The sequence below is a fragment of the Peptostreptococcus sp. MV1 genome (assembly GCF_000758885.1).
GTDB lineage: Bacteria > Bacillota > Clostridia > Peptostreptococcales > Peptostreptococcaceae > Peptostreptococcus.
This window is the reverse complement of the sequence record NZ_JRNB01000003.1, coordinates 23108-49721: the sequence shown is the minus strand read 5'-3', so window position 1 is coordinate 49721 and position 26614 is coordinate 23108. Positions and strand designations below refer to the sequence as shown.

Sequence of the window (26614 nt, the reverse complement as noted above, 5' to 3'; positions counted from 1 at the left end):
GATTTTTAGCTATAAATAAGTTTTAAGGGCAGTATTTGTTTAAGAGTAAGGAGTTGGTTTGGATGGATAAGTTGGAATGGTATTATGGAGAAAGAAATATATATGCGTCTGAGTGGCCTGTAGACAATCCTAGGGGAGTTGTGCAAATAGTTCACGGTATGATAGAGCATATTGGCAGGTATGAGAGGTTTATCAAGGAATTAAATCGAGAAGGATATGTAGTAGTTGGCAATGACCATATGGGCCATGGAAGGACGGCTGGAGACAAAGAGAACTTTGGCATATTTACTGCAGGATGGATGGACTTAGTTGAGGATATTGCAGACCTTCAGAGACAGACGGCAGCCAAGTACCCAGATCTACCTTATATTATGTTGGGACATTCTATGGGGTCCTTTGCTGTTAGGACATATGCCTCCCTATATGGAGATAGGATAGACGGACTAATCGTAATGGGGACTGGACAGGTTCCCCTATCAGCTTCTAGATTTGGACTGCTTGCATCAGGTCTTATGAAGATGTTTAAGGGTGACAAGTACAAGAGTAAGTTTCTGCATGTGACTTCACTGGGGTCCTACAATGACAGGATTAAGAACAAGAGGACCGTATCTGACTGGTTGACTAGGAATGAGACTACTGTGGATTCTTACCTAGCTGATAGGTATTGTAGGTTCATACCCTCTGTCAGCATGTATAGGGCTATATTTGAAGGGGTCAACTATGTAGCCAAGGAGAAAAATATAGCCAAGATGCCCAAAGACCTTCCAATTCTTTTGATATCTGGCCAAGAAGATCCTGTTGGTGACTATGGAAAAGGAGTAGACAAGTACTATTCGATCCTCAAGAAAGAGGGATTTGAAAAAGTTATTAAAAAGTTATTTCCGGATTGTAGGCATGAAATATTAAATGAGTTAAATAGGGATGAAATAACTAGATATATTTTCAATTGGATGGTTAATATATAGAAAAACCACCACAGACCAGTATTTTGTGGTATAATAGAACTTGAATTAAAATATTATTTTTAATTTAAATTTTAAAAGGAAGGAAATTGTGATAATGAGTGCTAAAAAATTATCAAAAGAAGCTTACGGTGGTGTAAAGGGTAAAGATTATATACCTTACAACACTGATGAGACAAAGAGAGGTTCGAATGCCGTTGTTATGATTATCGGTTTGATTTTAACAATAGTGTTTGCGGCTTCTACAGCTTATTCAGGTATGAAGGCTGGGTTAACGGTTGCTGCCGGTATACCAGGATCCATAATAGGTTCTGCCTTTATAGCTGCATTTGCAAAGAAGAAGGGTCTACTAGGAAAGAACCTTGTTCAGGGTATGGCCAGTGGTGGTGAGTCAGTAGCCAGCGGTTTGATTTTCGTGTTACCAGCTATATTATTGGTTGGAAGCCAGATATCTTTCATCGAAGGTATAGTAATAGGAGTTGGAGGTGTCCTATTCGGTCTAGGTATTGCATCTCTAGTTCTTGACTATCTTATAGTTGAAGAACACGGTAACCTAATGTACCCAGAATCTATGGCTATATCTGAAACACTTGTTGCATCAGAAGGTGCTGGTGACTCAGTTAAGTTTATGGGTGTAGGATTTGTAATCAGTGGTATTATAACAGTTTTAACAGGTTCATTCCTAAATATCTGTAACAGTGTTTACAGTAAGTTGGGAGAAACAGGTTACAAGTTCAAGTTTGAAATAGAAGCCAACCCACTATTATTAGGTATAGGATTTATAGTTGGTCTAGAAGTATCACTAGCAATGTTTGCTGGATCAATCCTATCAAACTTCGGTATACTACCTTTGATAGGTTACTTCTCAGATATGGCTGGTCAAGGGCACGTAGTTTGGAATAATGCATCTACAGCTATAGGACAGATGGATGTAAATACAATTTCAGGAGCCTATGTCAAGTATATAGGTGCAGGTATGATGTTGTGTGGTGGCGTAATAGGAGCTATCAAACTTATACCAGTTATCGTTACATCTATCAAGCAGACAATGGGTGCTAAGGCAGCCGGTGGAAACCAGGAAGGTTCTACAGTTCAGAAATTAATACTATTCGGTGGTATAATAATAGGTTTTGTTGGTGCCGTAATGGTATCAGGAAGTATCATAATGGCTATTGTTGGTATAGTTATATCATTCATACTATCAGCTCTATTTGTAATAGTTGCAGGTAGATTGACAGGTACTATAGGTACTTCAAACTTACCAGTTTCAGGTATGACAATCGCATCTCTAGTTATAGCAACTCTAATATTCGTTATAGCAGGATGGACTGACCCGGCTGGTAACAAGACTCTATTGATGTTTGCATCATTTATAGTTGTTGCCATAGCTATGGCAGGTGGATATACACAGTCACAGAAGGTTACATTTGTAATCGGAGGTAACAAGCCAGAAATGCAGAAGCACTATGCTATAGCAGGTATTGTTGGTGTTGTTGTTGTAATAGGAGTAATGATCCTACTTGCTGACCAGTTGTCAATTACAGGAGCTAACCCTCCATTTGCCCTACCACAGGCTAACTTGATGGCTACACTTACATCTGGTATCATGTCTGGAGAGTTGCCATGGGTAATGATCATAGTAGGTGTTGTAATGGCCCTATTTATGTTCTTCCTAGACCTTCCAATCATGACAGTTGCTATTGGTTTTTACCTACCAATTTCTACAAGTTCTATAATCTTGATAGGTGCCCTTATTAGAGTTTTGGTAGAAAAGATGGCCAAGTCTGAAACTGAAAAGATAGCAAGAGTATCTAGGGGTATTAGTTTATCTTCTGGTCTAGTTGCTGGTGGATCTATCATAGGTCTAATAGGTATCATACTTCAGGTAGCTGGTGTAATTGGCGGAGATGGTCCTAAGGGATTCGCTGCAGGTAACGGCATGGCTATTGTATTGTTGATTGCAATGGTAATCGCAACCGTGATAGCAATTATGGCTACGAAATTGAAGACAGATGACTAATAATTTTATTAGAAATTAATATTGACCAAGAGCGACTACTTATGTAGTCGCTTTTTGTGGTATAATAAAAAGAAGTAGGATTAGTTATTGTGATATAAATAGTCAAGAGTGAGTTTTTAATATAAAGGCGACTTTAGGTAATTTAAGAAGGTAGGGTAATTAATGAGAAAATTTATTTATGTATTATCATTGTTGGTAGTGGTTTCATTTGTCCTAGTTGCATGTGGTCCACAAAATTCTGGTCAAGTGGACAAGGGACAGTCCAACCAGTCTCATAGGGAGACTTCTAGGGATAAAGATAAAAAAGCTGTAGTAAGGCATACAGTGGTAATAGACCCCGGTCATCAAGAGGCTCCGATGAATGAACTAGAACCAATTGGTCCTGGTGCTAGCCAGTCCAAGCCTATGCTGTCATCTGGAACTGCTGGTGTGGTGACAGGTGTCACAGAGTACCAGTTGAACCTGGACGTATCCCTAAAGTTGAGAGACGAACTAGAGGCAAGGGGCTATAGGGTTGTTATGATAAGGGAAGATAATCACTGTCCTATCAGTAATAAGGGCAGGGCAGAAATAGCCAACCAGTATACAGATGGAATATTTCTAAGGATTCATGCCAATGGAGATTCCAATTCATCTACTTCTGGTATGCTGACAATGTGTCCAGCCAGCGATAATCCATATACACCGGATATTGTTAGGGATAGCAGGCGTCTATCACAGTTGATCCTGGTCCAGATGCTTAGTTCTACAGGTGCGGCCGACAAGGGGCTAATAGAGACCAATAATATGAGTGGTATCAATTGGTGTAGGATACCAGTCAGCATTATAGAGATGGGCTTTATGTCAAACCCACATGAGGACAGGTTGATGCAGACTCAAGAATACCAGGCCAAGATAGTAGAGGGTATTGCCAATGGTGTTGACAAGTACTTTGAAATATAAAAGATATAAAAGGAGATTTGACTTATGTTAACTGAGGAGAGACAGGCCTATATACTGGATAAGGTTAATAAGTATAAAACCGTTAAATTAAAAGACCTAGTAGTTGAATTAGGAGCCAGTGAGTCAACAATTAGGAGAGATTTTGACGACCTAGAGGATAGGGGGCTTATTAAGAGAATACATGGTGGAGCCATGAGTATAGATGGGGCATTTACCTTTGACAATACAATTTATGAGAGAAGTGAAAAGTCGCCAAGTGAAAAACTTGCCATAGGACGTTACTGTGGTGATTTAGTCAAGGACGGTGACTTTGTATATATAGATGCAGGAACGACTTGCTACGAGATAATTCCATTTCTCAAGGGTAAGGATATTGTGGTTGTGACAAATGGAATACATAATATAGACAGGCTACTGGAAAATAATATCAAGACCTATGTTTTGGGCGGATACGTCAAGCCAATCACCAAGGCTATAATAGGTGAAGGGGCCATAGTTGACCTGGGTAAGTATAGGTTTACCAAGGCCTTTATAGGTACAAATGGAATTAGTGCTAATTCATCTATTACTACTCCAGATGTTAGCGAGGCAAGTATAAAGGCAGAGGCAATTAGGAGGTCCAAGGAGGTCTATATTGTTACAGATTCCAGTAAGTTTGGCAAGGTATCCTTTGCCAAGATATGCGACCTAGATGAGGTATCTATAGTAACTGATGCCAGGCTAGAGGATATAGATGAGAGGATTATAGAAAAAACTAGGATAATAAGTGTATAAATAAGATGACGGATTGAGGTTATATATTTCAATCAAGGGGGAATATATGACCTCAATTTTTTATTGGACAATATAAGCGGTTGCTTGTTTGAATATTTCATGAAAGAAAATGAAAGAAAATTATAAAAAATGGTTGATTTTTGGTTTTTATAGTGGTATACTTGGCATAAAGTGATAGAAAATGAATGAAAATAATATATTATGATAGAAAAGAGGTGTGTTTCATGATATATTCAGTAACACTCAACCCATCTATTGACTACATAGTTAAATTGGACGAATTTAGTGAAGGAAAGCTAAACAGGTCGCAGGGCGAATATGTAAACGTAGGTGGCAAGGGGATAATGGTGTCAAAGCTACTCACTAATATAGGTGTAGATAATAAGGCGCTGGGCTTTTTGGGTGGTTTCACAGGAGACTATATTTACTCTTGGTTCAAGGACCAGGCTATGAAGGAAAACTTTACCAGGGTAGGCCATAATACAAGGATAAATGTAAAGCTTAAGGGCATACAGGAAAGCGAAATCAATGGCATGGGGCCAAGTATTTCTCCAGAAGAGCAAAGAGATTTTCTAGACAAGTTGGCTGGTCTGACAGAGGATGATACAGTTATTATATCAGGGAGTGCAGCACCAGGACTCAGTGGGGATATATTTGACCAGATAATTAGAATCTGCAAGGACAAGGGGGCTGACTTTGTAATAGACACTAGTGGCCAGGCCCTTAAGGAAGCGATTAAGATGGAGCCTCTCTTGATCAAGCCAAATTTTGATGAGGTAAGCGAGCTCTTTGGTCAGAATTTCACTGACAAGGACCAGATAATACCTTATGGCAAGAGGTGTCTAGATATGGGAGCCCAGTATGCAATAGTATCTATGGGTGGTGATGGAGCCCTATTCTTTGACAGGGAGGATGTATACTATGCACCTGCTGTTGAGGGTGTCCTGGTAAATTCAGTTGGGGCAGGAGACTCTATGCTCGCAGGCTTTGTAGGAAGTATCAAGTCAGGTCTAGACCCGCTAGAGGCCTTTAAGTGGTCAGTTGCCAGTGGTACGGGAACAGCCTTTTGCCAGGATATAGCTACAAAAGACCAGATTGAAGAGATTTATAAGAAAATTAAAATAGAGAAAGTAGATTAGTAAAGGAGTTATTATGAAAATTTCGGATTTATTGAAAAAAGAAATTATGATTATGGACCTTAGTGCTGATACTAAGGAAGGCGTAATAGATGAAATGATCGCCAAGTTAAGTGAAAAAAACATGATAAATGACCCTGTAGTATTTAAACAGGAGATTATGAATCGTGAAGAATTGTCGTCTACAGGTCTAGGTGATGGTATTGCCATGCCTCATGCTAAGACAAGTGCAGTAAATACTCCATGTGTACTTTTTGCAAGGAAGTCTGAGGGACTTGACTACGATTCTCTAGATGGTCAACCAGCCTACCTATTCTTTATGATAGCTGCAGAGGACGGGGCAAATAATACCCATATTGAAACTTTGGCCAACCTATCTAGGTTACTCTTAAAGCCAAACTTTATAGATTCCCTAAAGGCAGCCAAGGATGCAGACGAGGTCCTTGCCCTAGTGGAAGCTGGTGAAGCAGAGGTCAAGGAGGCCAAGAAGGAAGAGGCCAAGGAAGAGGTAGATAGAGAAAAACCCCTAGTAGTAGCAGTAACAGCTTGTCCAACAGGTATAGCCCACACATATATGGCAGAAGATGCCCTAAAGGACCAGGCCAAGAAGATGGGCGTAAATATCAGGGTTGAGACTAACGGCAGCGATGGTGCTAAGAACGTACTGACTAGAGAAGAAATAGATAGGGCTGTAGGTGTAATAGTGGCAGCTGACAAGAATGTTGAAATGGATAGGTTTGATGGCAAGCACCTACTAAAGACACCAGTAAGTGAAGCAATCAGAGATCCTCAAGGACTAATCAATAAGTCTCTCAACAGGGAAGGAAGTATATTCAAGGCTGATAGTCAGGTCAAGTCACAGGAAAACAGCAGGGAAAAAACTTCTATAGGAGGCAAGATATACAAGGATGTAATGAATGGTGTATCCCATATGCTACCATTTGTAGTAGGTGGAGGTATCCTGATAGCTGTATCATTTATGGCAGAGAGTTCATTTGGACCAGATAGTCAGATATACAAGTTCCTGATGGATATTGGAGGTAATGGAGCCTTTACAATGCTAATACCTATCCTTGCAGGATATATAGCTATGAGTATAGCTGATAGACCAGGTCTAATGCCTGGTATGGTTGGTGGTCTTTTGGCTGTTAATAGTGGATCAGGTTTCTTGGGTGGTCTAGCTGCCGGTTTTATAGCAGGTTATATAGTCCAGTTCTTGAAGAAGTTGACATCAGGTATGCCTAGGTCACTTGATGGTATCAAGCCTATGATTATATATCCGGTATTTGGTTTACTATTGACAGGTCTTGTGATGTACTTTGGTGTAAATCCAATATTTGCAGGAATCAACAAGTCTATGAATACAGCCCTTACCCACCTAGGTACAGGTAATGCAGTCCTTCTAGGTGCAGTATTAGGAGGTATGATGGCGGTAGATATGGGTGGTCCAGTCAACAAGGCAGCCTATACCTTCTCTATTGGAGTATTTACAGCGACTCAGTCAGGTGCCTTTATGGCAGCAGTAATGGCAGGTGGTATGGTTCCACCATTGGCTATAGCTCTTGCTACTGTAGTATTCAAGCACAAGTTCACAGACAAGGAAAGAGAATCTGGTATGACTAACTGGTTATTGGGTGCAACATTTATCACAGAGGGTGCTATTCCTTTTGCAGCAGCAGATCCAGTCAGGGTAATTGTGAGTTCTGTAATAGGTTCAGCAATCGCCGGCGGTTTGACTCAGTTGTGGCATGTAAATGCTCCAGCCCCACATGGTGGTGTCTTGGTAGCCTTCGTAATGAATCCACACCATGTACTATTCTTCTTTATATCAATAATAATCGGTACAGTAATATCTGGTATGATTTATGGTATTTGGAAGAAGAAGTTAGTCTAGTTATTGCTTGACAAAGAAATAAATGTATCTTTTAAGTTGTCCTATATATCAGACGACTTAAAATATCTTGATAAAATATTTAATATATGATATAAGTAGGAGCTCTGTTCACATACAGCTGAGTAGCTGAGTGGATGGGGCTTCTTTGTCATTTCCAGAGTTTTATATTCTAAAAGGAATTCTTTTGTGATATACTTTTTAAGTAAGACTAGGATATTAAGTAAGACTAAGATGACTTTTGGAGGTGGAATTATGGACGAAAGAGTAGCTGTTATAGGTGCTATCTTGGAAGATCCTACTAGGTGTCAGAGCCAATTCAATAAGATAGTGGCTGAATACCATGACCTAGTTAGGGGGAGGATGGGACTTCCCTTGAAGGACAAGTGTATGTCTGTCATCAGTATCACTGTAGTTGGTAGCATGGACCAAATCAATACCATGACTGGTAGGTTGGGTAGCCTATATGGAGTGACAGTCAAGACTGCCATTTCAAAGCAGACATAAGACAAGTAGGTAGTTTATGAAGGAAAAAATATACAAGCTAATAAACCAGCTATACTTCGAGCATGACCTGATGGAGGAAGACCTAGTCTATCTCTTGGACAATTTGGAGGATGAAACTAGGACCTATCTTTTGGGACTAGCCTACGATACTAGAAATAATCACTATGGAAAGGCAGTCTACATGAGGGGCCTGATAGAGTTTACCAACTACTGCAAGAGAGAGTGCAAATACTGTGGTATCAATGCCTATAATAAGGATGCCAAGAGGTATAGGATGTCTAAAAAAGACATACTGTCTACTTGCTCTATAGGCTATAAGCTAGGTTTTAGGACCTTTGTGCTCCAGGGTGGGGAAGATCCCTACTTTACAGACAAGCGTATATGTGATATCGTAAGAACTGTGAAAGAACGATTTTCTGATGTTGCTGTTACCCTGTCCCTAGGTGAGAGGTCAAGAGAATCCTACAAGGTCATGAAGATGGCAGGTGCTGATAGGTTCTTGCTTAGGCATGAGACGTCCAATCCAGACCTTTATAGGTGGTTGCACCCATTTTCCAGCTTGGATTCTAGGATTGAATGTCTGCATAGTTTGAAGTATACGGGTTTTCAGACTGGGGCAGGATTTATGGTGGGACTACCCTGGTATACCAATAGGGATTATGCTCGTGATTTAAGGTTTTTGAAGGAACTAGAGCCTGAGATGATAGGTATAGGACCCTTTATACCGCACTCCAGTACTAGTATGAAGGATTATAGGCCGGGGAGTCTGGATCAAACAGTTCTAATGTTGGCTATTTTGAGGCTCCTGCTACCTAAGGTACTCTTGCCTGCAACTACAGCCCTTGCTAGTGTAGATACAAGGGGTAGGAAGAAGGGCTTGGATGCCGGGGCGAATGTAATAATGCCTAATTTGACTCCTCTAAGATATAGGGGGGATTACAGCCTTTACAACAACAAAAAAAGTACAGGTAGTGAATCTGCTGAGGCACTAAAAATGATTAAGCAGGAGCTAGAATCCTATGGGTATATGGCGGATATGTCCAGGGGTGATAGCAAGATGTGCGACTAGTCGAGCTAGGGTTCAATGAGATGAAAAGACCCTTCTTGGTAAGTCGATTATAAGTGTGTTAAAGTATTAAATCTGACAAAAAAGAATTTCTAATTTGAAAGGTGGACAAAAATGAATAGGAAAAGATTTGAAGAGAACGTAAGTATAGATAGGGATTATATCCTATCTTTGATTGATGGTGCAAAAAATACTACAAGACAAGACATCGACAGAATTCTGGAAAAGGCCTTGCACAAGAAGGGCTTGGACCATGCTGAGATTGCAGCCTTACTAGAGATTGAGGATCCTGACCAGGTTCAGAAGCTATTTGAAGTTTCAGGTAAGATTAAGAGGGATGTCTATGGTAATAGGATAGTATTGTTTGCACCTTTATACATTAGCGATTATTGTGTAAATAACTGTGTATATTGTGGATACAAGTGCAAGAACAAGTTCAACAGGAAGCGCCTAACTATGGACGAAATTAGGCGAGAAGTAGAGATATTAGAGAAGATGGGTCACAAGAGATTGGCCTTGGAAGCAGGTGAAGACCCACTAAACTGTCCAATTGACTACGTATTGGAGGCTATAGATACTATATATGATACCTATGAAAAGAATGGAGTCATCAGGAGAATTAATGTAAATATAGCAGCTACCACTGTGGAAAACTATAGGGCCCTAAAGGATGCCCAGATAGGAACATATATCCTCTTCCAGGAGACATATGACAAGCAGGCATATGAAAGAATGCACCCAAATTGCCTAAAGGGAGACTATAACTACCACCTAACAGCCTTTGATAGGGCCATGGAGGGCGGTATAGATGACGTTGGAGCAGGTGTCCTATTTGGTTTGGCTGACCCAAAATTTGAGGTATTGGGACTTATGATGCACAATGAACACCTAGAAAAGAAGTACGGTGTAGGTTTCCATACCATATCAGTGCCTAGGCTACGTCCAGCAGAAGGAGTATCACTAGAAACCTTCCCACACCTACTGGATGATGATATGTTCAAAAAGATTGTCGCCATTATAAGGCTAGCTGTGCCATATACAGGTATGATCCTATCAACTAGGGAAGATGAAGATATGAGAAAAGAGTTGATAGAGTACGGCGTATCACAGGTATCTGCTGGATCATGCGTAGGTGTTGGTGGCTACCATGAATCTATGGTGGGAGAGAATATAGGTCAGTTTGAAATGGCAGACAATAGAAAGCCTATAGAGGTGATAGACGACCTGATAGACCATGGCTATATACCTAGTTATTGTACAGCTTGTTATAGGTCTGGTCGTACAGGTGAAAAGTTTATGAATATAGCCAAGTCAGAAAAGATCCATCATATGTGCAAGCCGAATGCCTTGACTACCCTAATGGAATATGCAGTAGACTACGGGGACGAAAAATTCTTAGAAAAGGCTGAGAGATTTGTAAGATACCAGGCAGAAGAAATAGATAGGGAAGATATCAAGAAGTTTACCCTAGACAATATAGACAAGTTGAAGTCTGGAATTAGAGACCTATATATATAGGGGGGATTATGAACAATACACCAATTGCAAATAGAAAGACAGTAGTCCTTGCGGGCAACCGCAATAGTGGTAAATCGACTATTTTCAATGTCATTTTGGGTCAAGAGATGTCCATAGTATCGGACTATGCAGGTACAACTACAGACCCCGTAGCCAGGTCTATGGAGCTAATAGGCTATGGCCCAATTAGGCTGATAGATACAGCTGGTATAGATGATGAAGGTGACCTAGGTCAGATGAGGGTCAAAAAAACTGAAATTGAAATAAGTGAGGCCGACCTGGTAGTTCATGTGTTTAAGGCAGGTCTAGAATTTGCAGATGAATTGCAAGAGGCTAGGGCCAACTACAAAAAGCTAAATAAAAGAGCCATATATATATTTAATAAGTGTGACCAGGTGGATGACCTAGAGGACTACAAGAGAGCTATTGGAGATACATCTGGATGTATCTTTATATCGAGTATGACAGGCTGTCAAGATGAGCTAGGTGTCAATGGAGATATACCTAGCAATATAGGTATAACTATTAATGAAAATAGAGATAACAATAAAAAATCAGTAGTTACTAATGGGGATGATAAAAGGTCTGCTAGTAGCTTAAAAGATATCCTATGTAAGTTTATAGTCGACAACCTACAAGACCAGCTAGAGGACAAGGGTCTACTGGAGGGACTAGCCAAGCCAGGTGATACAGTCCTATTGGTTGTTCCCATAGATTCAGAGGCACCAAAGGGAAGGCTGATCCTGCCCCAGGTCCAGATGATTAGGGCCTGCCTGGATGATGGAATAATAGCCCTTGTGGTCAAGGATACAGAACTAGAGCCAGCCCTAAATAAAATTCAGGATATAGACCTGGTGGTTACTGACTCAAAAATTTTTGATAAGGTGGCAGATACGCTTGATAAGGCCGGTAGAAATATCGATTTGACTAGCTTTTCTATCGTCTTTGCCAGACAAAAGGGCGACATAGATGTCTTTTTAGAGGGGGCTGCCTATCTCGATAGGCTTGATGATGGGGATAGGATTTTAATTGCTGAGTCCTGCACCCATACCACTTCGCATGAGGATATAGGGACTGTCCTGATACCAAATTTGATAAGGAAGAAGACAGGCAAGGACCTCCACTTTGAGTTTTCGCAGGGTAAATTGAACGAGACAGACCTATCGAGGTTTGCCCTAATGATCCAGTGCGGTGGTTGCATGATGACTAGAAATAATATGATAAATAGAATAGGCCTAGCACAGGGCTCGGATGTACCGATTACCAACTATGGTGTGGTCTTGGCCTACCTAAAGGGAGTTTTTGAAAGGGCAATCTACTAGGCTATATTTGCCTGCTAGCAGCACTCTATCCTTAATTTAAGACTGATTTTGGAGAGAATGATAGTTTAAAAAGCAGGCTGAATATAACTTAATAATTGCAAAGTCTTAATTCGCCATGATATACTATTGTAAGACAATATTCGTTATTTTAAGTATGGGAGGATTTTGATGAGTGCTTTATTTGCTTTAGGTTTGGGAACTGGTATTTGCTGTGGCATATGGGGGGCCATATCTTCAATACCATCACTCGGCTTGGTTACATGGATCGGTTTCTCTGGATGTACAGCCTATTTTGCTTCTGGCAAGCATGGTTTAGAAGGTGTCAAGACAGCAATGCTTTCGACTTTTTCAGGTATGATATCTGCCTTAATAGCTATCTTTATATCAGGTTTGGTGCCAAATGTAGTGGCTATCCCATTTATAATGACAGGTATAATTTCAGCTACTATGTGTTGGCAGGCTAAGGCCAAGGAATTATGGTTTATACCAGGGGCATTTATGGGATGTTTTACTACTTTTGGAGCTATGGCTATGGGTATAAATGTCATGAGCAGTGAAATCGTACATGTAGTGCTATCACTTTTATGTGGCGGCGTATTGGCCCTATCATGCGACAAAACAGGAGAATTTTTGTTGAAGAAGTTTGGTAAAGAAGAATAGAGTTTTATAGATAATTTGATTCAAAATAAAACGAGGTTTGCATCCTAAGCTATGTCAAATGGATGCTTTGCCTCGTTTTATTTTTCAAGTGCTATCTACAAAATATTTTTGAGGGAAGATTTATTTTTAAATATTTGAATGAAAGGGCTTGTTTGTGGATAAAAAGTAATTATAACTATGTATAAAATTTAAGTTAGTAGGAGGCAGTGATATGAGTAATTTAAAGTCGGAAGAGGTTTTTCTTGAGAGTAGGTCTGGTATTAGGTTGGATACGCCGGTTAGGGAGCTTTTTGAAAAATTTAGTTATTTGAAAGAGTACCTGGTGATGGTAAATCCTAAGTTTAACCAGTTAAAGTCTATGGCTAGTATAGGTGGGCTTGATAAGATGACAGTTAGTGATTTGGCCGATCTGGGTAATATGCCTGCTGAGTCTATAATATATATGATGGAGTCAAGAATTTCTGAAGATTAGGGGTATATAATTTACCTATAATTGTATGTAAGGTTAACCCTCTATTCTAATGAGGTAAGTATGGATAAGGTTAGTCTTGTGCTATTAGTTTATCTAAGGAGGAAGAGTATGGATATATTAGAGTGCATTAGGTCTAGGAGGAGTGTTAGGAGCTTTACTGACCAGGAATTAACTTATGATGAAATTATGGATTTGATCGATTTGGGTATGTGTGCGCCTACAGGTCAATACCGTCAGCCATGGGGATTTGTAATTATACAGGACCCTGAGGAAATAAAGAGGTGGTCGGATATTGGTAAAAAGGATATCTTGGCTAGGATAGATGACCTACCAGCCTACAAGAAGTATACGAATTGGTTTACAGATCCAGATTTCAACCTATTTTACGGAGCAAAGAACCTAGTTATAGTATTTGGTGATACTAGCTCTCCTTGGTATATGGAGGACTGTTCCTGCCTAGCTGAAAATATGATTTTAGCTGGGTTTAGTAAGGGGATTGGATCTTGCTGGATAGGTTTTGGTCAGGAGATATTCAATAGGGAAGATTTCAAGAAAGAATATAATATACCTGATTCTTATGTGTCTATAGCTCCATTGATTATGGGCTATATGGAGTCAAAGCCAAAGCCACCTAAGAGGAAGGATGCCCTTATTTTTTCTAAAAAATAAATGAAGGGAGGGGTTTGATGAAAATATCAGCCACTTTTGCAGTATCTTTAATAATTTTTCTAGGCATATTTTCACAGTGGTTGGCCTGGAAGATTTCCAAGCCAGCGATAGTTATAATGAGTTTGGCAGGCCTAGTTGTTGGGCCATTTTTGAATATAATTGTGCCGTCACAGATCTTGGGAGATAGCCTATACAAGTCTATAATTTCTATATCGGTTGCCCTGATATTGTTTGAGGGTAGCCTGTCTCTAGATTTTAAGGAGATTACCGATACAAAGATGACCATCAAGAGGATAGTGGTCTTTGGAGCCCTAATAGCTTGGATTTTGGGCAGTTTGAGTGCCTATTTCTTGGCAGGCCTATCAATTACGCCGTCCCTAGTTATAGGGGCTGTCTTGATTGTTACGGGACCGACTGTAATAATAGCCCTATTAAGGCAGGCAAAGTTGGATTCCAAGGTGTCCACTATTTTGAAGTGGGAGGGTATATTGGTTGACCCGATGGGGGCCATTTTGGCAGTCTTGTCATTTGAAACAGCCAAGGTATTTACATCTACAAGTGTGAGTGCAGGTATATTGGTACAGTTTGGTATAGGTGTCGTGATTGCAGTGATAATCGGTGGCCTAGCGGGTCTGGCTACAGGCAGGGCCCTACAGAAGAACTACTTTCCTGAATACCTCAAGTCAGCCATAGTATTGTGTCTGGTATTGGGAACATTTAGTCTAAGTGAATTTATCACCCACGAGACAGGCCTTTTGGCAGTTACTGTCATGGGTGTGATTTTGGCCAATATGCATATATCATCTATTGAACAGCTAAAGCACTTCAACGAAAATATATCTGTAATATTGACATCGTCAGTCTTTATAATGCTTACGGCTTCCCTATCCAGGTCGGTTTTGGTGGATATATTCCAGTTAAAGATAATACTTTTTGTCTTGTCAATGTTGTTTATAGTTAGGCCCCTATCAATATGGTTGTCTACAATTGGAACAGACCTGACTAGCAAGGAAAAGGCCCTGATAGGTTGGATAGCACCTAGGGGTATAGTGGCCCTGACTGTTACAGGTTACTTTACTAATTTATTGGTTGAGGAAGGCCACCAGGATGCAGAGCTTTTACTAGCCCTTACCTTTGCCTTGGTGATAGTCACAGTGGTTGCCCATGGTTTTTCTATTCAGCCACTGGCAAAGAGGCTTGGACTAGCCCACGCAGGTAAACCAGGCTTGGTCATAGTTGGTTCTAATAGGTTTTCTGTAGCCATGGCCAACTTCTTGAAGGAATATGACATACCTAGTTTGATAGTTGACTATAGTGACAAGAATTTAGAACATGCTATAAATACAGACATAGAGAGCTACCAGGGAGAAATCCTCTATGAGGTAGCCAACTACAATCTAGACCTGGTAATCTACAAGAAGATGCTATTAAATACGCCTATACCACTATACAACATACTGGTATCAAATGAGTTTGTAGGCAAGTTTGGTCATGGTAATATGTGCATCATAAATGTCTTGGGTGACAAGATAAGGAGTGACTTCAAGGAACTACAGCATATAGGTGTACCTAGGTTGGGTGACTACAGGGCAACATACCTGAGTCTTATCAGATTGGTTGAAGAGGGTTATACCTTCTCGGCTACACAGATTACAGAAGCCTTGACAGAGGAGAGCTACTACAAGAATACAGACTACAGGAGGATAAATATATTTACCATGAATGATGCTGGTGATATAGACTTCTTTACTACAGGGCATAGGCCAAAGATTTCTAATGGAGACTATATAGTGTCGCTTGCGCCACCGAGTCCGGATGACTCTGGCCAGCACTTGGAATTTGTTAACTCCAAGTCTGCCTTTAATACCCTACAAAATAATTGGACTAGGTAGGAGGCTGCTATAAAGCTATTAATAGGCTGTCTGCTTATAAAATATAAAAATATATAAGGACTTTAGGCCTGAAAATTAAATATATGATTGAATAAAAATAACTCTTCTGGGGTTATTTTTATTTTTTTGTCTATATATTTATGAGTAAGGAGGTAGATGATTTTGGAGAATATTTTGTCGACACTAATTCCCAAAAAGATGGCGGAGAAATATTGTATATTTCCCCTAAGTGCCAGTGATACCAAACTGGAGGTCTTGATGGCAGAATTCGATATTGGCCTAGTCAATAATTTGAGGGCTATATCAGGAAGAGAGATTGTGGTCAAACTTGACAATAGGGATAATATAATCCTCAAGATAGAAGAAAATTACAGGGAACTTGATAGGGGGTCCCAAACTGTTGGCAGGCAGATGGTAGAGGATATAATCACTAGGGCCATTGAGTCCAATGTCAGTGATATTCATATAGAACCCTTTAGTAAGGAAATAATGGTCAGGTACAGGCTAAATGGTGACCTTGTATTGGTGGACAGGATAGCACTGAGCAACCACCATGAGATCAGCACTATTATAAAACTAAAGGCAGGTTGTGATATAACTGAAAAGAGGCTACCACAGGATGGTCGTTTTAGCTACAAGTACAAGGACCAAGATGTCGATATAAGGTTGAGCACCATACCTACCATATATGGTGAAAAGCTGGTTATGAGGATTCTCAACAAGGCTTCATCCCTAAAGAGTATGGAGGAATTGGGATTTTCTGACAAGGCAGTGGATATTATAGGCACTATCCTCAAGCAGGGCTGTGGTATGCTGATTGTATCTGGACCGACTGGCAGCGGCAAGTCATCGACTGTATATTCCTTGCTCAATTACTTGAAAGATAAAAATATTAATATAACAACTATAGAAGATCCAGTAGAGTACAAAATCGACGGCATAAACCAGGTCCAGGTAAATTACAAGGCCGGCCTAAGGTTTGATAATGGCCTCAAGTCTATATTGAGGCAGGACCCTGACTGCATAGTCGTGGGTGAAATCAGGGATATCGATACAGCACAAATAGCAGTTAGGGCTGCTATAACTGGGCACTTGGTAATTACTACCCTGCACACAAATGACGCAATATCAGCTATTGTTAGGTTAGAAGATATGGGTATTGACAAGTACCTTATCAATTCGGCCTTGGTGGGTGTCATAGCCCAACGTCTGGTCAAGAAAAAGTTGGTAATTAGAGGGTCTGATGATGAGACTAGGACCCTTATATACGAGCTCTTGGCCATAGATGACCAGATTAGGTCTGCTGTAAAGTCTGGCTGGGAGGCCAAGAGGATAAGGTCTCTGGCTATAGAAAACGGAATGGTGACATATGAAGATTCTATTGCAGAAAAAAATAAAAGATAAAGAACTCAAGGTAATATGCCAACAGATAGCCAGTATGGAAAAGTCTGGATGTGACCTGATGAGTATATTTGATACTATAATCAAGACATCTTCCAAGAAGGTAGCAGGCGTTATGACAATGGTAAAGAGAAATATAGAGAGGGGCAGGACCATGACGGAGGCCTTTTATTTGACAAATGCCTTTTCTGTGTTTTTTATCAGCATGATAAGGGCTGGAGAGATAAGCGGTAATATAGATTTTGTCTTTGAAAAAATGTCTGCCTATTATGACAGGGAGTACAGGCTCAAGAGTAAATTGTTGGCAGCAGCAATATACCCATTAATACTGGTATTTGTAACCTTGATTTCCCTAATTTTTATCCTGGTCTTTGTGGTACCTAATTTTGAGTCGGCCTTTGCAATAGATATGGATCAGTTGCCAGTGGCTAGCAGGAGTTTGTTTGCTGTGTCTAGATTTTTGAGGGCAAACTTGCTGATACTTATAGTATTTTCAACTGTATTGATACTTTTCCTTATTCAGATGGTTAAAAATAGTAGGGAGATAAGGTCCTGGTATGATGAGAAGAAATTTGAAATACCCAAACTGGGCAGGATACATACAATGATCATTTCAGATAACTTTTCTAGGGCTATGGCTATACTGCTTGGAAGTGGTGTGCATATAGGCGAGTCTATAGAAATTACTACCAAGCTACTCGATAATAGGCATCTAGAGAGAAAGATGAAATTGGTAGGTGAACGAATTAAAAAGGGTAACTCTGTGACTAGGTCCTTGGAGATAGCAGGTATATTCCCTCAGATATTTATATCTATGCTGATGTCTGGTGAAGAGTCTGGTAATTTTGCTCGTAGTATGGAGATGGCCAGTATCTACTGTGAAAAGGAACTGGACCTGGAGCTAGAGAATCTGGTCAAAATTGTTGAACCAGCATTGATAGTGGTTATGGGGCTGATTATAGGCGTTTGTCTATATGCTATTTTATCACCTATGTTTGACATGATTTCTAACTTGGGTTAGTGTTTGGAACCTGAATTTTGACTTGTGAATGATTTATATCCTGTAGTGGTTGCTTATTGTTTATATCTTGTTAAATATTTTCTCGTAGGAGTAGAGAAGTTGATTTTTTAGGGGGCGATTTTTGATGAATAAGTTAAAACTGAATAATAATCGTATAGATATTTGTAAGAAGAGAAAGGGTTTTACCCTGGTGGAATTAGTGATTGTGGTTGCTATAATAGGCATACTTGCTGGTATTGTAGCAATCAAGTTTTCTGGAGCCCAGAAAAAGGCCAAGGAAAATGCCGACTATGCAAATGCATCTAATATAGCAACGGCTGCATATATGGCAGAGAGTGAAGGTAAGGAAGGTAATGATGCATACAATATAGAAAATTTGGTAAAGGGAAAGTACTTATCAAGTGAGCCAAAGCCACAGAGTGTATCAGGAAAATTTAAGATAGAGCCACCTAATGATAAAAATGAGTTGAAGGTTGTTGTGGAGGTGAGCTCAACAGGTGGAACTGGTTCAGGAGAAAAGGTCTTCTATCCAAAGCCAGATGATAAGTCTACTACAGATTAAGAGTTTGTATTTTAGGGGGGGAAGAGTATGGTTTTATTTGTAGGATTTGAGACAAGTGGATATAGGATAATTGCCTTTTCGACTTCGGAGGAGTCGGGTCTTACATTTGACCAATACTACCCCCTAGATATAGACCAAGGGTCTATTTTTGATAATCAAGGTGAAATAGCCTACAAGATTTGTGAAGATATAGACCAGTTAGAAAAGAAGCTGTCTTGCAAATTTAAGAAGTTTTATATGGTATGTCAGAATAGTCATGTCCTCGTGAAGACTATTGAAGTTTTAAAGAATTCAAAAAAGAAGGACATAGACCTAGTAATAGATATAGAAATAATGCAATTGATGAATTTAAGCAGAGATGACTATTGCATAGCATATGCCAAGGGACAGGTTGAAGAAAATGACATGGTAGGTCTTGATGTATGTATATTTCCCAATTATTTTTACAATATAGCCAGGTTTATTGAAAAAAACTTAAAGATTAGGTGTCAGGCCATATATAGCAACTACCAAGTGGCAGAAAAATTTATGGACGGTTTGTCGGACTATTTTGCGATGGTAGAAATAAGACAAGAAGACTTAATTTTAAGTCTTTTGGATAATGGTGAGGTTGAAAATTCGATTGTTGTTGACCAGGCTTACAGGGATGAAAACTTTATATCATACTTGAACAGCAAGGGCAAGATTTTGGTATTTGGAGACTACAGTAGGGAGAGATTTAATGAACTTATACAATCCCTGACAAGTATAGAAATATTTAAAGACTATACAAGTTATATTTGTAAAAAAATATTGGAAGAAGATAGGAAATTCTCTCTTCCAGGGAAAAATATTTGTGCTAGCTCAAGGCATAGGAAAAATATACTAGTAGACTTTTATTCTGAAAATATCAGAAAGTCAAAAACAAATATTTACCTAGTAAGATCTATAATTTTAATATTTGTATTTTATATAGTTATGACGAGTCAAGTATTTATGGCTAATCATAGTCTTAATAAGGAACTAGATGAGGTATTGTCACAAACCAGAACCGGGGAAACGAGGCAATATGAGGCAGTAAAAAAAATTGATGGGAATATATATGGACTCGATATAGTTGGGGTGCATGAGATTCATAAAAAGTTGGGCAAGATGGTGAAAAAAATTGAATGTAATGATTCTAGACTGCTGTTAGAATTTGAGGTTGACGACAAGGGAAAAATAAGAAGTCTGATGTCGGATAAGGTCCTTAATAAGGCGAGTATTTTGTCTATCAATAGTTTTGAATACTATGTTGAAGAAGAAGTAGAACATAAACGAGAAAAAAAGCCCGAAGATAGGCTGGAAAATGAGGAGGAGTCTGAAGAGGGAGCAAGTGATGAAGATAGGGCTGATGAAAAATTTGAGCTCGTCAAAGAAAAGGTGAAAAAGAAAAAGAATAAGTATGCGGTTAAAATCGAAATAAAAGATGGTAGAAAAAATCAAAAAGAATAAGAGGAGATAAAAATGAGGATTGACAAAAATTTACTTTATATTTTAGCCTTTTTAGCAATTATAGTCTTAATTAATACTAGTGTAGTCAATCCAATGAAAGATGAAAATAAGAGAATATCTCTTCAAATAGAAACTATAAGAGAGGATAAAAATCGGGCTAACCTTGATGGAATTGATAGGCGTAGAAAAATCAGGCCAGATTCGACTGTAGTTAGAGATTTAGACCTATATGAACTATCTAATAGTGGGTTAGATATAGAGTCCATGGAGGTTAATGATAATGACGAGTATAGAGAGTATCAATTAAGTCTAACAGGAAATGAGGACTCACTTCTTAAATTTATCAAGGGGTTGAGGTCAGTAAAAAATAAAGTTGTAGTAGACTCCTTGTCTTATGATGGGCAAAATGTGCCAAAATATTCAATAAAACTCCATTTTTTTGATTAGAAGGCCATAATAGAGGTAATATAATTAACACTATATTGTCAGATTAAATTGACTATGATATAATTAGAAATGTTGTTTATTATTTTATAGTAGTACTAACGACAAAAGATATTTAATAGATCAATATTTATGTGTGAAAGGTCTTTTAATAGAAAAGAGTAGGGAGCAGTTACATATGTTGAATAGAAATGATTTGTGCCATTGTGGAAGTGGCAAGAAATATAAAAAGTGTTGTATGGAAAAAGACTTGGCCGAACATAGGAAGATATTGGACCAAAAAACATTAGTTGACAAGAAGAAAAAGGCTAATGAAACATACTCAAGGGCTATTATAGGTCTTAGCGAGTGTTTGGAAGACTTAATTGAAAATGATGAGAAATTTGCAGGCAAGGAAGAAGAAGCTAGAAATGTATTTTTTGATGATATGATTGTCAATAATATAGCTTCAAATAGGTTCTTTGCATCATATTTCTCTTATGATTACATGATAGATGGGGAAAATACACCAGCTATGTATGTATTGGGTCACAAGAAATTTGATAAAAAAGATAGAGAGGTAGTTGTTAGTTGCCTAAATTCTCACCCAAGTTTGTTTGTTATAGATAAGTTTGACGGATTAGAGGTAATTATAAGGGATATATTTACAGGTATCCAGTATTATACACTAGATGCGGAAATTTTGGCAGGTTTTGAGGTAGGTCAGTACCTATTAGCAAGGCCGGTTAAAATTGGAAGCGTATATGTGCTGACTGACCTAACAATTAGGATACAGGAAGACGTCAAAGACTACATATACAAGGATGTGATGAGTGAATACAAGGGCGATGTAAACAATATGGCCAATATAGACTACTTTATATCTATAAATTCACTATACTTCTACAAACATATGCTGAACCTATTGCAGATGAGCGACTACAAGGATAGCATGATGGAAGAAAGCCTACATGAACTTGAGGGAGATGAAGAAGAATCAAATTCTTTAAACCTAGAAGGTCTGCTTAGGGAAAAAGTTGAAGAGGAAGATATATTGGCTAAGATGATAGAGCTGTGGTCAGAGATTTCGTCAAAGTTAAACCTATCTGGAGCGGAAAATGGATGGGCTTCAGGTTTGGAATACTATTACAGGAAGTCTATAGGGCAGACTATTACTCAGAATTCTATAGCTCAGAAGTATGATGTGAGTACTAGTACCCTAGCCAAGAGGAACAAGGAAATATTAGCAGTTGTTGAAGGTCAATAGGAGGAAATATGCAGTTAAAAGTAGGAAATAGTATACCGGTATCTACTAATTTTATAAAGTCAAATCCAGCTATACCAGTTTACAATGGTGAGGAGAAGATAGAAAACCTATTTGCCGTAATCTACCATATAGAGATTGGATACAACAAGGATGGCAAGCAGGAAGTGCTTCAGTATGTCATAGTGGACTACAAGGAGTATTCTCTGGCACCAGACAACAAGGAAGCTATAATGGAAATAGCTAACCAGTATTGTAGGGACAAGGGTATTGAAGGTGACGAAAACTTAGAAATCAAGCTATTGGATGACGAGATAGCAGAGAACTTTGTTGAAAAGATATTCAACAATATGAAGGTTATCAGGGGCTTGATTACAAAGGACTAGGCTAAATTTGGAAGATTAAAAGACTAAATTGCGAGTATTGTTTGTGATTTAGTCTTTTTTGTGTATTTATGGCTATAATAGTCATAGGTAAATATCTAATCCTAGGCTAGTAGTGAATTTGTTGGCAGAAGTGAATTGGTAGGTGTGAATAAGACAAGGAGGACCAATGTTAAGAGTATCTAACATAAAAATAGATATAGACCAGCCCATAGACCTAGTAAGGTCCAAGCTGTGTAAAAAATTGAGGATAAATGACAGTGATATAATAGACTACAGTATCTATAAGGAGTCTATAGACGCTAGGAAAAAGGGGCAGATAAGCTTTGTCTATACAGTGGACGTGAGCTTGAAGTCTGAAAAAAAGCTTCTAGCAAGAAAATCAAAAGATACGGTATTTATAGCAAGTAATAGGTACCAAGATATAGAATCAGGTCATGTGGTCATGAAGAAGAGGCCAATAGTTGTTGGTGCGGGTCCAGCGGGTCTTTTTGCCAGCCTTTTGTTGGCACAAAGAGGATATAGACCCATACTATTGGAAAGAGGCCAGGATGTGGACACCAGGACTCAAGATATAGACGAGTTTTGGAAAAGTGGTATTTTAAATGATAGGTCAAACGTTCAGTTTGGTGAGGGTGGAGCAGGTACATTTTCTGATGGCAAGCTGACTACTAGGATAAAGGATATCAGGAGTGACAAGGTCCTAAGAGAGTTTATCCTAGCAGGAGCACCGGAGGATATCCTCTATTCTCATAAGCCCCACGTGGGAACTGACATTTTGAAGAATGTGGTAAAAAACATCAGGAATGAGATTATCCATCTTGGTGGCCAGGTCAGGTTTTCAAGTCAGGTGACAGATATAAAGGTAGAAGATGCTCACTTGGTGTCAGTCACTATAAATGGAGATGAAGAACTTGCCTGCAATGACCTAATACTAGCTATCGGCCATAGCGCCAGGGACAGCTATAGGATGCTGAACTCGAGGGGCCTATATATGGAGCAAAAACCCTTTGCCATTGGGGCCAGGATAGAGCACCCACAGGACCTAATAAACAGGGCCCAGTATGGCAAGTTTGCAGGACATGAGAGGTTGGGGGCTGCGGATTACAGGTTGACTAGTCAAGTATCTAATGGCAGGAGTGTATATACCTTCTGTATGTGTCCTGGAGGCAGTGTAATAGCTTCTGCTAGTAGTCAGGGGCACCTGGTTACTAATGGTATGAGTGAACACGCCAGAGACCAGGAGAATGCCAATAGTGGACTATTGGTAAATATCACTACAGAGGATTACGGCTCAGACCACCCCTTGGCAGGTATAGATTTTCAGGAAAAATATGAGGCCATGGCCTTTGAAGTGGGTGGATCTAACTATCATGCTCCTTGCCAGCTAGTTGGGGACTTTTTAGCGGGAAGACCTTCAAGTGGTCTTGCTAGTGTGAGACCATCTTATAGGCCAGGTGTAAAGCCTACGGACTTAAGCTTATGTCTACCTGACTTTGTGGTGGATGCCATGAGAGAGGGAATAATTGACATGGACAAGAGACTGAGGGGATTTGCTATGGATGATGCAGTCCTGACAGGGATAGAAACTAGGTCATCAGCCCCAGTTAGGATAAGTAGGGACAAGTTGAGTCTTCAGTCTGTCAATATATCAAATATATACCCATGTGGCGAAGGTGCTGGCTACGCTGGTGGTATAGTGACTGCTGCTGTTGATGGTATAAAGTGTGCAGAAAAAATAATTGAAAAATATTTACCTTTAGATACTAAAAATAAGAAGTAGTGGTATAATGGTAATAATAAAATAATGGTTATGGTAATAAACTGACTGTGGTGGAGTTGGTTTTATAAATAGAAAGTAATAGAGGAGGCAATATGAGTAACATTAAATTTGATTACAGTAAGGCCGAAAAGTTTTTGGCTAAGAGAGAAGTAGAGGCTATGCAGCCATTTGTTGACGTAGCACATGACCTACTACATGAAGGTGAGTCTCTAGGTAATGACTACCTAGGTTGGATGGACCTACCTGTCAATTATGACAAGGATGAGTTTGCTAGAATTAAAAAGGCAGCAGACAAGATTAAGTCTGATTCAGAGGTTTTGGTAGTAATAGGTATTGGTGGTTCTTACCTAGGTGCCAAGGCAGCTATCGAGATGTTGGGCAAGAATTTTAAGAATAACTTGAGCAAGGAAGAGAGACAGGCTCCAGAGATATACTTTGCAGGTAACAGTATCAGTTCATCATACCTACTAGACCTATTAGACCTAGTAGCAGATAGGGACTATTCTGTAAATGTAATATCTAAGTCAGGTACAACAACTGAGCCAGCCCTTGCCTTTAGAATTTTCAAGGAAGACCTAGAAAAGAGATATGGTAAGGAAGAGGCTGCAAAAAGGATATATGCTACTACAGATGCCAACAAGGGGGCTCTTAGAAGTCTATCTGAAGCAGAAGGTTATGAAACTTTCGTAATACCAGATAATGTAGGCGGTAGGTTCTCAGTCCTAACAGCAGTTGGACTACTTCCAATCGCAGCAGCAGGCTTTGATATAGATGCCATGATGAAGGGGGCAGCTGATGCCAGAGAAGAATATTTAGTAAAGGACCTAGCTAGCAATCAGGCCTACCAGTATGCTGTTGCCAGAACAGTACTACAGAGAAAGGGCAAGGAAACTGAACTATTGGTAAACTACGAACCACAGCTACAGTATTTTGCTGAATGGTGGAAGCAGTTGTTTGGTGAGAGTGAAGGTAAGGACCAGAGGGGTATCTTCCCAGCTTCAGTAAACTTCTCAACAGACTTACACTCAATGGGACAGTACATACAGGATGGTAGAAGGTTTATCTTTGAAACTGTAATAAACGTAGAAAATCCAAGAAGAGACCTAGAAATAAAGATGGACAAGGATGACTTGGACGGATTAAATTACTTGGCAGGCAGGACAGTAGACTTCGTAAATCAGAAGGCCTTCCAGGGTACCCTACTAGCTCATACAGATGGAGATGTTCCTAATCTAGTGATAAATGTTGCTAGATTAGATGAGTATACATTTGGACAGATGGTATACTTCTTTGAAAAGGCTTGTGGTATAGGAGGTGTAATCCTAGGAGTTAATCCATTCAACCAGCCAGGTGTAGAAGACTACAAGAGAAACATGTTTGCCCTACTAGGCAATCCAGGCTACGAAGAAGAAAAGGCAAAATTAGAAGCTAGATTATAGTTTTTATTTGGACGATAATAGAATATTTATAAGTACAAACCTCTTGATTGGTTTAACAGCCAGTCGAGAGGTTTTATGTGTTGTGAGAGCCTGTCCAATATGTTATAATAAAGATTAGTAGCAATTTTATATTGGATTGGAGATTAGTTATGGCGAAGAGTATGACGGGATTTGGTATGGGCGACTTTAAGGACCAATACTATAATCTTTCGGTTGAATGCAAAACAATAAATCACAAGTATTTGGACATAAATCCTAGACTTCCTAGGAAATTATCCTTCTTGGAAGACAAGTTGAGATTTTTGGTTAAGGACTACCTAAACAGGGGTAGGGTTGATATATTCGTTAAGTTTGAGACGGTTGCTTCTGTCGGATCCCATCTGGTGTATGATGCGGAGCTGGCTAGACAGTACTATGACATTCTTAAAAATATAAAGAGTGACTTTGGTATGGAAGAAGCTATTAATCCGGTAGATATAGCCAAGTTTCCTGATGTGGTCAAGATTACTGAGGCTGAAGATGACGAAGAGTTGTTGTGGAACATGTTATCACTAGCTAGCAAGAAGGCCCTAGAAAACTTGTGTCAGATGAGGATAGTAGAAGGTCAAAAACTAGAAAAAGACATTCTTGCCAGGGCAGACCTCTTGGAAAAGTCGGTATGTGATCTAGAATTACATACAGGAACTATTGAAAAAGAGTACAAGGAAAAATTAAATACCAGGATTGGCGAGCTATTGGACGATCCAAATGTAGTGGACGAGTACAGGTTGGCCCAGGAAGTAGCTATATATGCTGACAAGTCCAACATTACAGAGGAAATAGTAAGGTTTAAGAGTCACATAAACCAGCTGAGGGACACTGTAACAGCAGATGAATCAGTTGGTAGGAAGATGGACTTCTTGATTCAGGAGATGAACAGGGAAGTCAATACTATGGGTTCAAAGTCGTCTGATGTTTCTATAGCCAACCTAGTTATCAATATGAAGGCTGAATTGGAAAAAATCAGAGAGCAGGTCCAGAATATAGAGTAGTTT

Annotated in this window: 24 protein-coding genes; all 24 read left to right on the top strand. The window is 39.3% G+C overall.

The genetic code is table 11. The features are described 5' to 3' along the window. Positions 1 to 62 precede the first annotated feature (62 nt). Entirely contained in the window at positions 63 to 965 is a 903-nt protein-coding gene (locus HMPREF1639_RS00655; protein WP_036762165.1) for an alpha/beta fold hydrolase, read from the top strand. A gap of 94 nt (positions 966 to 1059) precedes the next feature. Next, positions 1060 to 2982, top strand: a complete 1923-nt coding sequence (locus HMPREF1639_RS00650) for an OPT family oligopeptide transporter (protein ID WP_036762190.1) — start codon at positions 1060 to 1062, stop codon at positions 2980 to 2982. 162 nt (positions 2983 to 3144) lie between these two features. Further along, entirely contained in the window at positions 3145 to 3924 is a 780-nt protein-coding gene (locus HMPREF1639_RS00645) for an N-acetylmuramoyl-L-alanine amidase family protein (RefSeq protein ID WP_036762164.1), read from the top strand. A gap of 24 nt (positions 3925 to 3948) precedes the next feature. After that, positions 3949 to 4698: a DeoR/GlpR family DNA-binding transcription regulator gene (locus HMPREF1639_RS00640; RefSeq protein WP_036762163.1), complete on the top strand. Its 750-nt coding sequence runs from the start codon at positions 3949 to 3951 to the stop codon at positions 4696 to 4698. 224 nt (positions 4699 to 4922) lie between these two features. Further along, the gene (gene pfkB, locus HMPREF1639_RS00635; protein WP_036762162.1) at positions 4923 to 5837 is read left to right on the top strand and encodes a 1-phosphofructokinase; all 915 of its coding nucleotides are present in this window, start codon (positions 4923 to 4925) and stop codon (positions 5835 to 5837) included. 13 nt (positions 5838 to 5850) lie between these two features. Continuing rightward, positions 5851 to 7728, top strand: coding sequence for a PTS fructose transporter subunit IIABC (locus HMPREF1639_RS00630; RefSeq protein WP_036762161.1), 1878 nt, complete (start codon positions 5851 to 5853; stop codon positions 7726 to 7728). A gap of 252 nt (positions 7729 to 7980) precedes the next feature. After that, positions 7981 to 8232 carry a TM1266 family iron-only hydrogenase system putative regulator gene (locus HMPREF1639_RS00625; RefSeq protein WP_036762160.1) on the top strand — a complete coding sequence of 84 codons (252 nt, stop codon included), beginning with the start codon at positions 7981 to 7983 and terminating at the stop codon, positions 8230 to 8232. 16 nt (positions 8233 to 8248) lie between these two features. Further along, entirely contained in the window at positions 8249 to 9301 is a 1053-nt protein-coding gene (gene hydE / locus HMPREF1639_RS00620) for a [FeFe] hydrogenase H-cluster radical SAM maturase HydE (protein WP_036762159.1), read from the top strand. Positions 9302 to 9412: 111 nt separating this feature from the next. Beyond that, positions 9413 to 10816: a [FeFe] hydrogenase H-cluster radical SAM maturase HydG gene (gene hydG, locus HMPREF1639_RS00615; protein WP_036762157.1), complete on the top strand. Its 1404-nt coding sequence runs from the start codon at positions 9413 to 9415 to the stop codon at positions 10814 to 10816. An 8-nt stretch (positions 10817 to 10824) separates the two neighbouring features. Next, entirely contained in the window at positions 10825 to 12138 is a 1314-nt protein-coding gene (locus HMPREF1639_RS00610; protein ID WP_036762156.1) for a GTPase, read from the top strand. A 168-nt stretch (positions 12139 to 12306) separates the two neighbouring features. Then, positions 12307 to 12798 carry a DUF1097 domain-containing protein gene (locus HMPREF1639_RS00605; protein ID WP_036762154.1) on the top strand — a complete coding sequence of 164 codons (492 nt, stop codon included), beginning with the start codon at positions 12307 to 12309 and terminating at the stop codon, positions 12796 to 12798. A gap of 211 nt (positions 12799 to 13009) precedes the next feature. Then, positions 13010 to 13270, top strand: coding sequence for a hypothetical protein (locus HMPREF1639_RS00600; RefSeq protein WP_036762152.1), 261 nt, complete (start codon positions 13010 to 13012; stop codon positions 13268 to 13270). 108 nt (positions 13271 to 13378) lie between these two features. Then, positions 13379 to 13939, top strand: coding sequence for a nitroreductase family protein (locus HMPREF1639_RS00595; protein ID WP_036762149.1), 561 nt, complete (start codon positions 13379 to 13381; stop codon positions 13937 to 13939). Between the two features lie 17 nt (positions 13940 to 13956). Next, on the top strand, positions 13957 to 15831 hold the full coding sequence (locus HMPREF1639_RS00590; RefSeq protein WP_036762146.1) for a cation:proton antiporter: 1875 nt from the start codon (positions 13957 to 13959) through the stop codon (positions 15829 to 15831). 162 nt (positions 15832 to 15993) lie between these two features. Further along, positions 15994 to 17235 (top strand): GspE/PulE family protein, encoded by a 1242-nt coding sequence (locus HMPREF1639_RS00585; RefSeq protein ID WP_036762189.1) that lies wholly within the window; start codon positions 15994 to 15996, stop codon positions 17233 to 17235. Continuing rightward, complete coding sequence (locus HMPREF1639_RS00580; RefSeq protein ID WP_036762143.1) at positions 17201 to 18253, top strand: type II secretion system F family protein; 1053 nt, start codon at positions 17201 to 17203, stop codon at positions 18251 to 18253. Before HMPREF1639_RS00585 ends, HMPREF1639_RS00580 begins: the two co-directional genes overlap by 35 nt. Before the next feature lie 124 nt (positions 18254 to 18377). Continuing rightward, on the top strand, positions 18378 to 18815 hold the full coding sequence (locus HMPREF1639_RS08880; RefSeq protein ID WP_052045359.1) for a type II secretion system protein: 438 nt from the start codon (positions 18378 to 18380) through the stop codon (positions 18813 to 18815). Positions 18816 to 18842: 27 nt separating this feature from the next. Continuing rightward, entirely contained in the window at positions 18843 to 20288 is a 1446-nt protein-coding gene (locus tag HMPREF1639_RS00570; RefSeq protein ID WP_036762140.1) for a hypothetical protein, read from the top strand. Between the two features lie 12 nt (positions 20289 to 20300). After that, on the top strand, positions 20301 to 20735 hold the full coding sequence (locus tag HMPREF1639_RS00565) for a hypothetical protein (protein WP_036762137.1): 435 nt from the start codon (positions 20301 to 20303) through the stop codon (positions 20733 to 20735). Between the two features lie 175 nt (positions 20736 to 20910). Beyond that, positions 20911 to 21978, top strand: a complete 1068-nt coding sequence (locus tag HMPREF1639_RS00560; RefSeq protein WP_036762134.1) for an SEC-C domain-containing protein — start codon at positions 20911 to 20913, stop codon at positions 21976 to 21978. An 8-nt stretch (positions 21979 to 21986) separates the two neighbouring features. Then, entirely contained in the window at positions 21987 to 22361 is a 375-nt protein-coding gene (locus tag HMPREF1639_RS00555; protein ID WP_036762131.1) for a hypothetical protein, read from the top strand. Between the two features lie 166 nt (positions 22362 to 22527). Further along, positions 22528 to 24141: an NAD(P)/FAD-dependent oxidoreductase gene (locus HMPREF1639_RS00550; RefSeq protein WP_036762127.1), complete on the top strand. Its 1614-nt coding sequence runs from the start codon at positions 22528 to 22530 to the stop codon at positions 24139 to 24141. Between the two features lie 92 nt (positions 24142 to 24233). Beyond that, a complete protein-coding gene (locus tag HMPREF1639_RS00545; protein WP_036762125.1) occupies positions 24234 to 25580 on the top strand; it encodes a glucose-6-phosphate isomerase in 1347 nt (448 codons plus the stop codon). A 149-nt stretch (positions 25581 to 25729) separates the two neighbouring features. Further along, positions 25730 to 26611 carry a YicC/YloC family endoribonuclease gene (locus HMPREF1639_RS00540; RefSeq protein WP_036762123.1) on the top strand — a complete coding sequence of 294 codons (882 nt, stop codon included), beginning with the start codon at positions 25730 to 25732 and terminating at the stop codon, positions 26609 to 26611. The last annotated feature ends 3 nt before the right edge of the window (positions 26612 to 26614 follow it).

Coding starts and splice junctions, on each gene's coding strand:
- HMPREF1639_RS00655 (WP_036762165.1), top strand. CDS start 63: ATGGATAAGTTGGAATGGTATTATGGAGAAAGAAATATATATGCGTCT.
- HMPREF1639_RS00650 (WP_036762190.1), top strand. CDS start 1,060: ATGAGTGCTAAAAAATTATCAAAAGAAGCTTACGGTGGTGTAAAGGGT.
- HMPREF1639_RS00645 (WP_036762164.1), top strand. CDS start 3,145: ATGAGAAAATTTATTTATGTATTATCATTGTTGGTAGTGGTTTCATTT.
- HMPREF1639_RS00640 (WP_036762163.1), top strand. CDS start 3,949: ATGTTAACTGAGGAGAGACAGGCCTATATACTGGATAAGGTTAATAAG.
- pfkB (WP_036762162.1), top strand. CDS start 4,923: ATGATATATTCAGTAACACTCAACCCATCTATTGACTACATAGTTAAA.
- HMPREF1639_RS00630 (WP_036762161.1), top strand. CDS start 5,851: ATGAAAATTTCGGATTTATTGAAAAAAGAAATTATGATTATGGACCTT.
- HMPREF1639_RS00625 (WP_036762160.1), top strand. CDS start 7,981: ATGGACGAAAGAGTAGCTGTTATAGGTGCTATCTTGGAAGATCCTACT.
- hydE (WP_036762159.1), top strand. CDS start 8,249: ATGAAGGAAAAAATATACAAGCTAATAAACCAGCTATACTTCGAGCAT.
- hydG (WP_036762157.1), top strand. CDS start 9,413: ATGAATAGGAAAAGATTTGAAGAGAACGTAAGTATAGATAGGGATTAT.
- HMPREF1639_RS00610 (WP_036762156.1), top strand. CDS start 10,825: ATGAACAATACACCAATTGCAAATAGAAAGACAGTAGTCCTTGCGGGC.
- HMPREF1639_RS00605 (WP_036762154.1), top strand. CDS start 12,307: ATGAGTGCTTTATTTGCTTTAGGTTTGGGAACTGGTATTTGCTGTGGC.
- HMPREF1639_RS00600 (WP_036762152.1), top strand. CDS start 13,010: ATGAGTAATTTAAAGTCGGAAGAGGTTTTTCTTGAGAGTAGGTCTGGT.
- HMPREF1639_RS00595 (WP_036762149.1), top strand. CDS start 13,379: ATGGATATATTAGAGTGCATTAGGTCTAGGAGGAGTGTTAGGAGCTTT.
- HMPREF1639_RS00590 (WP_036762146.1), top strand. CDS start 13,957: ATGAAAATATCAGCCACTTTTGCAGTATCTTTAATAATTTTTCTAGGC.
- HMPREF1639_RS00580 (WP_036762143.1), top strand. CDS start 17,201: ATGAAGATTCTATTGCAGAAAAAAATAAAAGATAAAGAACTCAAGGTA.
- HMPREF1639_RS08880 (WP_052045359.1), top strand. CDS start 18,378: ATGAATAAGTTAAAACTGAATAATAATCGTATAGATATTTGTAAGAAG.
- HMPREF1639_RS00570 (WP_036762140.1), top strand. CDS start 18,843: ATGGTTTTATTTGTAGGATTTGAGACAAGTGGATATAGGATAATTGCC.
- HMPREF1639_RS00565 (WP_036762137.1), top strand. CDS start 20,301: ATGAGGATTGACAAAAATTTACTTTATATTTTAGCCTTTTTAGCAATT.
- HMPREF1639_RS00560 (WP_036762134.1), top strand. CDS start 20,911: ATGTTGAATAGAAATGATTTGTGCCATTGTGGAAGTGGCAAGAAATAT.
- HMPREF1639_RS00555 (WP_036762131.1), top strand. CDS start 21,987: ATGCAGTTAAAAGTAGGAAATAGTATACCGGTATCTACTAATTTTATA.
- HMPREF1639_RS00550 (WP_036762127.1), top strand. CDS start 22,528: ATGTTAAGAGTATCTAACATAAAAATAGATATAGACCAGCCCATAGAC.
- HMPREF1639_RS00545 (WP_036762125.1), top strand. CDS start 24,234: ATGAGTAACATTAAATTTGATTACAGTAAGGCCGAAAAGTTTTTGGCT.
- HMPREF1639_RS00540 (WP_036762123.1), top strand. CDS start 25,730: ATGGCGAAGAGTATGACGGGATTTGGTATGGGCGACTTTAAGGACCAA.